Here is an 11,814-nt window from a genome sequence, read left to right as displayed (position 1 = left end):
CTTTAAACTCTAAGACAAACATTTTACGCAGGGGGGACTTAGACAAAATCAGTATAGCACAATAAAAGTTAAGTTAACAAGATATAGTTTAAAAAGCCGTCCTAAAAGGACGGGGCTTTAACCCAAAATTTCGGTAAAAATGGCCCACTGGACCGGTTCCGTGACCGATGGCGAGGGAATGATCGAGGGCGTTAGTAACGTAATCCTTGGCTTTTTTCACCGCCATTTTCAGGTCATCACCCAAAGCAAGGTTAGCGGCGATCGCCGACGATAGGGTACAACCAGTCCCGTGAGTGTTATTGGTTTCGACGCTTCTGGTCTTAAAAGTTTCCCATTCTTGCCCATCAAAGCAGATATCAACCCCACGCAGCCGACCTTTCATGCCGCCACCTTTCACTAATACCGGTGTGGCCGACTTCTGGAAAATAATTGCGGCGGCCGCTTTCATCGCCTCAAAATCATTGATCTCGATGCCACTTAAAAGCTGTGCTTCGTAACGATTAGGGGTAATAATCGAAGCCAGAGGAATTAAACTATCCAAAAGACTATCTACAGCCCGATCATCAATTAATTTGGCTCCTACCCGCGAAACCATAACCGGATCCACCACTAAACTGGTCAAACGCCAGCGCTCGATCGCCTCGGACACTGCTTCGATAATCTCGCTACTAAACAGCATTCCCGTCTTGACCGCTGACACTGCGAAATCCCTGACCACGGCATCGATTTGGGCCGTTACCATTTCTGGACTTAAGGACTCGACGCGCTCGACTCCCAGGGTATTTTGGGCGGTAACGCAGGTAAGGGCGCTGGTGCCGTGAACTCGGTGGAAGGCGAAGGTTTTCAAATCAGCTTGAATTCCCGCGCCGCCACCACTATCGGAACCGGCGATGGTGAGGGCAATGGCAGTCATAGGAGGTTAGCGATCAAAAGGACGACGACGTTGCAAGAATTCGGGGATATCTAACCCCGCCTGTTTTGGTGGTTCGGGAGTGGGTGCTGGACTCGGTGCGGGGGTATTAATCACCACCTTGTTAGCAGTGGGACGAGAGGGGGAATCGCCGGAAAAACCGGTGGCAATGACGGTAATTCTGACTTCTCCCTGCATTTTCTCGTCAATTACTGCCCCGAAGATGATATTAGCGTTGGGATCCACCACTTCATAGATAATTTCGGCGGCGGCATTGACTTCGTGTAGGGTTAGATCTTGACCGCCGGTGATATTAAAGACCACACCTTTCGCCCCTTCGATCGAGGATTCCAGTAACGGCGAGGAAATAGCAGCGATCGCCCCTTCCTTAGCCCGAGATTTTCCGGAACCGATGCCGATGCCCATTAGGGCCGAACCCGCATCGGCCATCACTGCCCGCACATCGGCGAAATCCACATTTACCAGACCGGGGATAGTGATAATATCCGAGATCCCCTGTACCCCTTGCCGCAGCACATCATCAGCGACGCGAAAAGCCTCCTGTAGGGGAGTGTCGGCGGGTATTACCTGTAATAACTGGTTATTGGGGATAATAATCAGGGTATCGACCCGACTTTGTAAACCACCCACCCCTTCATCGGCCTGATTAGTGCGACGACGACCCTCGAAGGTAAAGGGACGAGTTACAACTCCCACGGTCAAACAGCCGATTTCTTTGGCAATTTCGGCCACAATTGGAGCAGCCCCCGTTCCCGTGCCGCCGCCCATGCCGGCGGTAATAAAGACTAGATCGGTTCCTTCCAATGCTTGGGCGATTTCATCCCGAGATTCTTCCGCCGCTTTCTGTCCGATCGCCGGATTGCCGCCCGCCCCTAGGCCGCGGGTTAATTTTGTCCCGATTTGTAACCTCTGGGGGGCGGAGGAGTGGGCCAGGGCCTGGGCGTCGGTGTTAATTGCCCAAAATTCGATTCCGGTCACGCCACTGGCGATCATGCGGTTAACGGCGTTACAGCCCCCACCGCCGACCCCGATCACCTTGATCTTGGCGACATTGCTCGGTACGATGCGATTACTACGACTTTCTTCTCGGGGTGTCATCTGTGATTCATGGGGGCGAGAAAATGATACTCCAGTATTATTCTGATAGTAATGATTATCTTCGCTCATAGCTGAACTGGCATAATCGTTACTGTTCAGATTGGGGTAGGTGGGAACGATTTCATTAATCGATGTCATTGGAATTGGAACACTCTTAGTACAAGATTCTGTTATTGATTTGATAAATCAGAGATGTGCTGTTAACACTATCACTAATATTATGTCGGTTCCAGTATCCACAGTATCAGTTTCCTTTTCAGAAAATCATAATTTGGGGTTTTTGCCAATACCTCAAGGGAATAATTGCGGTTATTTGCTGATAAACTGCCGTTAATCCCGACGAGTTGCCGTTACTTTGGCAACGATGGGGGCTAACTGCGGTTTTAATTGTACAGTGGGAGCATCGGGATTGCTCAGGTCAATGTAGAGAATTCGCGCTAGAGGTATCTTGGATGACAATGGCCGCGATTGTACGAGAGCGGTTAATTTTTCGGGCAATCTATCTTTATAAAAACCTAAATAGACCTGTCCTAGCTCAGTTTTTAGTACAAGATTACTAGGATTGCGCCAATCGATGGCGGTAACTTTAATCGATAAGTTATCAATTAAGGGATAAATTTTTTGCCACTGTTGTTGATGTTGTCGGTCGTAACCAAGCACTTCTAGGCTAGGTAATTGGGTTTTGGGCAGAGTTCGACCATAATAATTTTGAGGAATTATCGTTCCCGAGGCATCTAAAAAGCCTTGCTGTTGATGGGAATGCCAACGGGCAACAGGTTTTCTTTCTTGAATAGAAACAATCACTTTCGGGGGCAATAATTGCCGCTCGATCTTAACGTCGGCAATAGCGGGAATAGCCGCTAATTTTTCTCGCAATTGATGGGTAGGTAATTCCCAGAGAGACAGAGGATAGCTTAATTTCAGCCAAGCACGAATCGACTCGGGCGACATTAATTCCGTGCCTTCGATTTCCACCTGTCCGGCCTTGGTAATTGTCCAATAGGGCGAAGTCATCCCCCAAGCTAATCCCGCCGCTAAACCACTAACCACCAGAAACCGACCCAGGGCTTGCCACACCTTCGATCGCCTTTGGTGGCGCAGGTTTTGTCGTTTTTGTTCCAGGGAGAGGGAAGAAAGGATTTGATCACTCATAGGGAAAATATCGGGCAGTTTTGCTGTTATCTTAGGTCGCGAGGTGGGCTGCTGGCAACTCGATCGCTACTCAAATAACCAGTTTGACAAAGAAAGAGATAATAAATGTTATAACAGTAGTAGTCTACAGGCGTTCTTTTGTCTGTCTCCAGTAAACCTAAACGCTCCTTTTTGCCAAGATATTTCGACGGTCAGCCAGAAAGAGCATTTCGGCAAGAACAGCCTAATTTATCCGAAAATTACCTATGGTTATCAACAAACGCGGACTTGTTCTCGGTGCTACAGCAGTGGTCCTGTCTACCGTCGCCGTCACGGGGGCGGGATTCCGTCTCTCCCAAAGTCAAGCTTTTTTTCAGGAAAGTCCCAAGGAAACCGTTGATGAGGTTTGGCAGATCATCAACCGCACTTATTTAGATGGCACTTTTAATCAATCGGACTGGAACGCCATCCGCAATCAGTATTTAAATCGTTCCTACAAAAATCAAGAGGAAGCATACACCGCTATCCGCGAGATGTTGAAAACTCTCAATGATCCCTATACCCGTTTTATGGATCCCAAAGAGTTTAACAATATGAAGATCGATACATCGGGAGAATTGACCGGGGTAGGGATTCAACTGACCAAAGACGAGAAAACCAAGCAGTTAGTCGTGGTTTCACCCATTGAAGATACTCCCGCTTCTAAAGCTGGTGTGCTGCCTAAAGATGTGATTATCGCTATCGATGGTAAATCTACCGAAGGCATGGAACTAGAGCAAGCGGTGAGCATGATCCGCGGCAAAGTGGGGACAAGCGTTAAGATCACGATTCAACGGGGTGAGGAGAAGAAAGAATTAACTCTTACCCGGGCCAAAATTGAAATTCACCCAGTGCGCGCCCACACGGAAAACACCCCGATCGGTAAAATCGGTTATATCCGTCTTAATCAATTTAGCGCCCAAGCTAGTGGCGATATGAGTCAAGCGATTCGCGAATTGGAAACCGAAGAGGTGAAAGGTTATATTCTCGATCTGCGTTCTAACCCTGGCGGTTTACTCTACGCCAGCATCGAAATCGCTCGGATGTGGATACCCGATGGTTTGATTGTCTCTACGGTTGATCGCAAAGGGGTGACGGAACGTCAACGGGCTAATAATCAAGCTTTGACTAATAAACCCCTAGTTGTCCTCGTCGATGGTGGTTCCGCCAGTGCTAGTGAAATTCTCTCCGGGGCTTTACAGGATCATGATCGGGCGGTTATTGTCGGTACGAAAACCTTTGGTAAGGGATTAGTGCAATCGGTACGCAGTCTTAGCGACGGTTCGGGATTAGCGGTGACAATTGCCAAGTATCTCACCCCCAACGGACGGGACATCAATAAAGATGGTATTCATCCTGATGTGGAGTCGGAACTGAGCGAGGAAGAACGCAAAAATCTTCAAGAGGAAAGGGATCGGGTGGGAACCTTCCAGGATCCTCAATTCAAGAAGGGTTTTGAAATCTTGGAAAAAGAAATCACTGAAGGCAAGAAAACACCCACCAATACCGCTAAACAATAGGTTGACATTTGCCCGCTCGAATTAAACCCACCCGACGGGCGATCGCTTCTCCCCGCTCGGCAAAAGGACCCCAGTATTGACCATTAACTGGGGTTTGGCCGTTTTCTAGGGCTATAATCTGACAAATTCCAGTACTTTCCCGGACAATGTACCAGTTTTCTGCGGTATGATCCATAGATTTTTCTCCTTAATCCCTCCATTCCCTTGTTCATCAGTAGCTAGACGCAATTAATTACACATATCTAACTACCTCCTGCATGAGTGCATCTGCTAACCAAGAAGTTAATTTTGCCCTATTACTTATCTGCTTTTAGCAAGAGACGATCCTGATTAATTTTTCCGGCAGCGGTTTTCCCTTTTTGGCTCAATTCTTACCCAGAGGTGCGTTGATTCTCCGTTAGAGAAGAGAGACGATATATTTTTTAGCGGGCATAATTGGACAAATTAGGCTGAATTTACCGCTCCCATTATCCGTCATTATGGCTTTGACAGACCACTACTTAGCGGTTTTCCCTGACTGGTTAACGTTGCTCGCTTCTTTTGTAATCCTCTCAATTTCCCCAATACGGTAATCCGTAAATCGACTAGAGCTAGACTTTTTCCCCGACTAAAATAAAATGGGAGAGAGAATAACTATCGACGATAAGCCGTTTTAAGATTATGGGATTCTTTGACTCAGAAGTGGTTCAACAGGAAGCTAGACAGCTATTTGAAGATTATCAGTCTCTCATACAACTAGGGAGCGAGTACGGGAAATTCGATCGAGAGGGTAAAAAAATCTTTATCGATAGGATGGAGGAGTTAATGGAACGCTACAAGATATTTATGAAGCGTTTTGAATTATCTGAGGATTTTTCCGCCCAAATGACCGTAGAACAGCTAAAAACCCAACTAGGTCAATTTGGTATGACTCCCCAAATGATGTTCGACCAAATGCAGCAAACCCTTGAGCGGATGAAGGCAGAAATTCGCTAAAATTGCCGATATTTATCGGGTATTGGCGGACTTTTACCCGATAATTTCCTCTCCAGTTTACTGCTGAGAAAATTGGGGTTTCTGCGGTTTTTTGAGAACAATGATCTAATAATTTTAAGTAGGTTAGCTGATGAACTCCAGGCCAGATTCACAAGAAAATATTGAGCCACCTCAGTATAGTGAAAAAACTAACCGCATTCAGGCAATCAGTCAACTGATTAAGGCGATCACCCCGTTAATTTGGGCTATAGTTGTTCTAGTGGTTATCGTGCCTCTCTTAGGGAAAATTTGGCTAGGAACTGCCGGCAATGAACCGTTAAAAACTAGGGTTGCTACCGAAACTAACCTAGAGATTCCCATCAGTATAAACAAAAAATCTAACAGTCAAATCGATCGGGAAATTAGCCAAGCTTTACAGACAGCGAGAGCAAATTCTCAAACCTTCGCCCTAGGAGAAATTGAGGGATGGGTGGAGGAGTTGATGACACGGGTAGATCAGGGTTTTCTGCCTTGGTATTTTAACTATTTCAATCAAAAACAATTTGAGGGCAAGGCCTTTTTAAGCGGATTATACTCCTCGATCGCTCACTGGGTCAATACAGATAATCCACCCCCGGAACAGGTGGTGGCAGAAAATTTGACCAAAACTATTCAAACCGAGTTTACTAAACGGGTAATTCGTCCCCAAGAGGCCCAATTGCGTCTAGAGAGGATTACTAGGGATACAGTTAATTTATATGTCAGTAATTTAAGCAATGAATTAGAGAATATTCAGGCTAGTTATCAAATTCCCCAAGGCAAATGGGAGCGTTATCTTAGTGATATAGCCATAACAATTCAAGATACCGAGGGCAATATTTCTAACACATCAATTAAACTTTTAGTCGGTGGCACCACCGCTTTAGGAATTAAATCTCTCATTCCAGTGATGAAAGTGGGCAGTACAGTTTATTTGTCCCTAGCGGGAAAAACGGGGGCGAAAATTGCCACTAAAACCGGTGGGGCAGTAGCGAGTAGTTTTGGGGCAGAATTAATCGATCCAATCGTGGGAATTGGTTTGATAGTTTGGGATTTATGGGACTATCAGCATACGGTAAACATTGAAAAACCGATTTTGCGGGATGCCATTTTTAATTATTTACAAGAAGTTAAATACGATCTAGTCAATAATCATCAAGGTAGTGTCCTTTCCTCTATTTATCAAATTGAAACCAGTGTCAATAAATCCTTAGTGAGAACCTAAATAAAATGATCTAAGTAGGTAGGCGTTAAAAATTATCAGACACCCCCCTTATCAAGGGGGGCAGGGGGGATCGAACCTAAAATCCATTTTTAATTTAATTATAACCAGCTACTTAATTCTAACTACGCCACCGTAAAATCTGTGCTTTAATGGGGTTGACAAAATCCCGTTTTTCTGCTTGACATTTCTCGTATTCTTGCTTAAGGCGATAATACCATTTGGCCTGGGTATCGGCATCATCAATTAACATCAAAGCTGGATGATAACTAAGTCCTTCCTGTTGTTTAATCACCACATCGCGATCCTGTGTGAGGAATTGTCGGGTTAAATAACGCAAAAGAGGGGTTAAAAATGCCAACCAAGGAATCGTATAGTATAAACTTTGATGGACTTCGCAGTGATTTTCATCGATGGGAGTAATTGCCGTAAAAGCACAGGCTAAATGCCGATCACCTCGTAGTATTTCTGTACGCACCGAGGGCAATTCAAAAACAATTTCAATCGATACTTTACTACCCAAAATTTTATAGGGTTTCGCACTGACGGGCATATCATAGGGAGCAAGACGAAAACCCAGGGGAACAGGTTCGTATTGTTTTTCCTTGACCCGAAATTGGCGCGGACCGCTGCGCCACCACCAAGAAGTATGAACGTAGGGACCGTGGGCTGGATCCATCAATCCCACCACTGCATGGTCAATATTGCAGTCAAAAGTGATAGTTTCGGCTACTTTGGGGGTAAGTTTGCCAAAATCGCTAATAGTCGGCACAGGAGGCAGATTTTCTTGATTAATTTCTCTTTTTGAGTCTGCCGGAATAAACACCCAAATATGACCTTGTATTTCACGACAGGGATAACTGGTGACACAAATTCTGCTAACATCAAGGCGATCGTGTTCAGTTAATGAGGGGATCTCAGAACAAACGCCATCGCTAGTGTTAAATTTCCAGCCGTGATAGCAACAGAACACCCCATCCCCTTCAATCCAGCCATGGTGCAGCGGAATCCCACGATGGGGGCAAATATCCCGCAATGCGAACACTTCTCCATCCTGTCTCCTACCGACAACAATCGGTTCACCTAGCATTTTTTTGGCCATTAGCTGACCGGGTTTAAGTTTATTTGCCGGTGTGGCCACATACCAAAAGTCGCGCAGTAAGCTAGTCATAGGGTTTCTCTGGAGAGCTTCGATCGTTCATCCTATCATTAGAATTGAAGGTTATGAGACTAGAGTTCTTGACAAAAAGTAACACAAGAAAACCGGAAGAACCCAACGCCGATGTAGCCAACCCTCAGGTTATGCTTAATTATATTAGAGGCTTGGAACGAGCCAAAGCACGACGCAGAAAACCGCCATCGACGAAGAAGCGTCAGAAACTCCCCACTCAGCCAAGGGGCGGGGAATAGTTGATTAAAACATTGTCCAGCTTTCTTTGACCCATGACTCTCCCCTCGGATTTTCCCCTAGAACCACCGGCTACCAATAAGGATCCCCATCGTGATTATCGCGGACTCGATCGCGGTAAACTCACCCCCATGTACCAGCATTATGTGGAGGTAAAAGAAACCTATCCCAATGCTCTTTTACTCTATCGTGTGGGCGATTTTTTCGAGTGCTTCTTTCAGGATGCGGTGATTATCTCCAGAGAATTAGAATTAGTTCTCACCAGCAAGGAAGGGGGTAAAGGTATTGGGAGAGTCGCCATGACCGGGGTTCCCCACCACGCCCTAGAGCGCTATAGTCGTTTATTGGTGGAAAAAGGCTATGCGGTGGCGATTTGTGACCAGGTAGAGGATTCAACGGAAGCAGCCGCCGAAAAACGGCTCGTAGAACGCGCTATCACCAAACTTCTCACCCCCGGAACCCTCACCGATGAGGGAATGTTAAACGCAAAAAAGAATAATTTTCTGGCCGCAGTGGTGATTACCGGAGAAAATTGGGGATTAGCATATTCAGATATCTCCACCGGAGAATTCTACACCACCCAAGCCAGTGATTTAACGGCTTTAAGCCTAGAATTAAGCCGTTTACAGCCCTCGGAAATCCTTTTTCCCATCAATGCCCCCGATTTAAACCGTATTTTGCGCCCCGGGGAAAAATCCGACCATCTCCCCCCCTGTTTACCCGATAGTTTTTGTTATTCTCTCCGTCCCCAAACTATCTTTACTCTCACAGAGGCGAAAAATCGTCTCCTAATCACCTATAAAATGCGTTCCCTAGAGGGGATGGGCTGCGAACATTTACCCCTCGCCATTCGCGCAGCCGGAGGCCTATTAGAATACATTGAAGATACCCAAAAAGCCAATCAAGTCCCCCTACAACCCTTAAAAACCTACTCTATCTCCGAATTTTTGATTTTAGATGGGCAAACCCGTCGCAACCTTGAAATTACCCAAACGGTGCGCGATGGTAGCTTCTATGGTTCTCTATTATGGGCGATTGATCGCACTTGTACAGCCATGGGTAGTCGCGCTTTACGTCGTTGGTTATTGCAACCTCTCTTAGATTCTCGCGGTATTCGCGCCCGTCAAGATACTATCCAAGAGTTAAAGGATAATCCTGCCCTGCGCCAAGATATTAGGCAAAAATTAAGGGAAATATACGATATAGAACGTTTAAGCGGTCGTGTTGGCGCAGGAACGGCTAACGCCCGCGATTTACTTTCCCTAGCGGCATCTTTAGTCAAATTAGCCGATTTAGCGGCTTTGGTTGCTTCGGGAAATTCGCCCTATTTGAAAGCTTTACAGCAAATTCCCGCCGATTTAGAAAAATTAGGCCAGCAGGTGATAGCGCATCTGGTGGAATCTCCTCCGCTGCATCTGAAGGAAGGGGGGGTGATTCGCGAGGGAATTGATGCCCAATTGGATGCCCTGCGGCGCGACTATCAGGAAGTAATCGATTGGTTTAAGAATCTAGAGACGACAGAGAAAGAAAGAACGGGTATTAGTAATCTTAAGGTTAATTATAACAAAACTTTCGGTTATTATATCAGTTTACCCCGCAGTAAAGCCGATTTCGCCCCAAAAGAGTATGTGCGTAAGCAAACTTTAGTCAATGAGGAACGTTATATCACCACCGAGTTAAAGGAGAAAGAAAATATAATTCTGACGGCAGTAGATGAATTAAATAATCTAGAATACGAGATTTTTAGCGATTTACGCCGTCAAGTGGCCGAATTTTCCCCAGAAATCCGGGAAGTGGCCACAAAAGTCGCCGCTTTGGATGTGTTGGCAGCATTGGCAGAAATCGCCGTTTATCAGGGATATTGTCGCCCAGAAATCGCCGATGGTCGTCTTATCGATATTAAGGATGGTCGTCATCCCGTGGTGGAACAATCCCTTGGGGCCGGCTTTTTTGTGCCGAATTCGATTAATTTGGGCAATCAGGAAGGTTTAGAATACCCCGACTTGATTATTCTCACCGGTCCCAATGCTAGTGGCAAAAGTTGTTATCTGCGACAGGTGGGATTAATTCAATTGTTGGCCCAAACCGGCAGTTTTGTCCCGGCAAAGTCGGCCAAAATCTCTATCTGCGATCGCATTTTCACCCGGGTGGGGGCTGTGGATGACCTCGCTACTGGCCAATCCACCTTTATGGTGGAAATGAACGAAACCGCCAATATTCTCAATCACGCCACGGACAGATCATTAGTATTATTAGACGAGATTGGCCGGGGGACAGCCACCTTTGACGGTTTATCCATAGCTTGGTCTGTGGCCGAGTATTTAGCCACGGTACTGCAATCGCGAACGATTTTCGCCACTCATTACCACGAACTGAATGAATTAGCCTCAATTTTAGAGAATGTGGCTAATTATCAGGTAACAGTCAAAGAATTACCCCATGAGATAGTATTTTTGCACCAGGTACGACCGGGAGGCGCGGATAAATCCTATGGTATCGAAGCGGGGAGATTAGCCGGTTTACCAGCTTCTGTGATCGATCGTGCCATGCAGGTGATGGGTCAAATCGAAAAACATAGTAAAATTGCGATCGGTTTGCGTCAAGGAATTAAGAAAATTAAACCGGTTAAGTCGGATAATTCCCCCTCTCTGCAGCAGCTAGATATTTTTGATGACAGTAAGTAGGTATGTGTTAAAAATTATCAGAAACCCCCCTTATCAAGGGTAGATCCCCCCGCCTATCGGCACCCCCCTTATCAAGGGGGGCAGGGGGGATCAGACACCCCCCTTATCAAGGGGGGCAGGGGGGATCGAACCTAAAATTCATTTTTAATTTAATTATAACCAGCTACTTAAGTAGTCGTGGAAAACTCAACTTTGTGTCCTTTGTGTCTCTGTGGTTCACAAAAACAAAAAAGGCTTAATTTGGCAACAGTATTAAAACTGTAAAAACTTTTTAATTTGTGTCCAAAGATTGGTAAAAGACTCTTTCATTTCCTCCTTAATTTTCCAGCGTTTAAATGCCTCTTCGTAGGCAATCCCTTGATTTTGAAAAGTTTTCCAAGCCGAGAGAGAAAGAGGTAAACCCATCAGCAAAAAGATATAAATTGCCCAAGAAATGGTTCCAGCACTAATTAAATTAATGGTAAGAAAAAAACTATTAATAATCAGATAGCGAACGGTTTTATTTTTTAGCTCCTCGCGACGAAAGCGATCGAATTCTTGCCGCTTATAACTGACCATTTTTGACTCTTGCCAGTCCTTTTCCGCCGCTTCTAAGTCTTTAACTTCAATAGCTAAATCGTCGGCAATTTCTAACAACTGTTGGCGGGTAATTTCTCCCCTATCCCCTTGACGGGAGATAGCCAAATAGAGAATTTCCTGCACATCCTCTTGACTGTAGGATTGGGGAGGGAAAAAATCGGGGTTTGGCATAGCGATAGAGAAAGAAATAGGTTCCTTCTCTATTATGG

At 45.7% G+C, this 11,814-nt stretch carries 10 protein-coding genes; 4 read left to right on the top strand and 6 right to left on the bottom strand.

The window, feature by feature from the left end; all coding sequences use genetic code 11:
* Window positions 1–88 precede the first annotated feature (88 nt).
* From thiD to O9334_RS20780, 3 genes are all read right to left on the bottom strand, one after another.
* Window positions 89–913 (bottom strand): bifunctional hydroxymethylpyrimidine kinase/phosphomethylpyrimidine kinase, encoded by an 825-nt coding sequence (thiD, locus tag O9334_RS20790; RefSeq protein WP_288002243.1) that lies wholly within the window; start codon window positions 911–913, stop codon window positions 89–91.
* 6 nt (window positions 914–919) lie between these two features.
* Entirely contained in the window at window positions 920–2,167 is a 1,248-nt protein-coding gene (ftsZ, locus tag O9334_RS20785) for a cell division protein FtsZ (protein ID WP_288002240.1), read from the bottom strand.
* A gap of 192 nt (window positions 2,168–2,359) precedes the next feature.
* Window positions 2,360–3,181 (bottom strand): cell division protein FtsQ/DivIB, encoded by an 822-nt coding sequence (locus O9334_RS20780; RefSeq protein ID WP_045358324.1) that lies wholly within the window; start codon window positions 3,179–3,181, stop codon window positions 2,360–2,362.
* A 245-nt stretch (window positions 3,182–3,426) separates the two neighbouring features.
* Here O9334_RS20780 and ctpC point away from each other — a divergent pair, with 245 nt between their 5' ends.
* Complete coding sequence (gene ctpC, locus O9334_RS20775; RefSeq protein ID WP_045358325.1) at window positions 3,427–4,719, top strand: carboxyl-terminal processing protease CtpC; 1,293 nt, start codon at window positions 3,427–3,429, stop codon at window positions 4,717–4,719.
* On the opposite strand, the gene O9334_RS20770 is transcribed toward ctpC, so the two are convergent.
* On the bottom strand, window positions 4,709–4,894 hold the full coding sequence (locus tag O9334_RS20770; RefSeq protein WP_288002237.1) for a hypothetical protein: 186 nt from the start codon (window positions 4,892–4,894) through the stop codon (window positions 4,709–4,711). The two genes, ctpC and O9334_RS20770, sit on opposite strands and share 11 nt — an antisense overlap.
* A 485-nt stretch (window positions 4,895–5,379) precedes the next feature.
* Between O9334_RS20770 and O9334_RS20765 the strand changes: the two genes are divergently transcribed.
* Window positions 5,380–5,694 (top strand): DUF1825 family protein, encoded by a 315-nt coding sequence (locus O9334_RS20765; RefSeq protein WP_045358327.1) that lies wholly within the window; start codon window positions 5,380–5,382, stop codon window positions 5,692–5,694.
* Between the two features lie 130 nt (window positions 5,695–5,824).
* Complete coding sequence (locus O9334_RS20760) at window positions 5,825–6,937, top strand: hypothetical protein (RefSeq protein WP_045358329.1); 1,113 nt, start codon at window positions 5,825–5,827, stop codon at window positions 6,935–6,937.
* Window positions 6,938–7,055: 118 nt separating this feature from the next.
* Here the strand turns inward: O9334_RS20760 and O9334_RS20755 are convergent, their stop codons facing one another.
* Window positions 7,056–8,105 carry a Rieske 2Fe-2S domain-containing protein gene (locus O9334_RS20755; protein ID WP_045358330.1) on the bottom strand — a complete coding sequence of 350 codons (1,050 nt, stop codon included), beginning with the start codon at window positions 8,103–8,105 and terminating at the stop codon, window positions 7,056–7,058.
* Between the two features lie 272 nt (window positions 8,106–8,377).
* Between O9334_RS20755 and mutS the strand changes: the two genes are divergently transcribed.
* Window positions 8,378–11,026, top strand: a complete 2,649-nt coding sequence (mutS, locus tag O9334_RS20750) for a DNA mismatch repair protein MutS (protein ID WP_045358331.1) — start codon at window positions 8,378–8,380, stop codon at window positions 11,024–11,026.
* A gap of 252 nt (window positions 11,027–11,278) precedes the next feature.
* Here the strand turns inward: mutS and O9334_RS20745 are convergent, their stop codons facing one another.
* Window positions 11,279–11,776 carry a 2TM domain-containing protein gene (locus O9334_RS20745; protein WP_288002233.1) on the bottom strand — a complete coding sequence of 166 codons (498 nt, stop codon included), beginning with the start codon at window positions 11,774–11,776 and terminating at the stop codon, window positions 11,279–11,281.
* Between the last annotated feature and the right edge of the window lie 38 nt (window positions 11,777–11,814).

The sequence above is a fragment of the Microcystis sp. LE19-8.1F genome (assembly GCF_027531715.1).
GTDB lineage: Bacteria > Cyanobacteriota > Cyanobacteriia > Cyanobacteriales > Microcystaceae > Microcystis > Microcystis wesenbergii_A.
The sequence above is the reverse complement of the archived record's forward strand: the minus strand, read 5'-3'. Positions and strand labels throughout refer to the sequence as shown.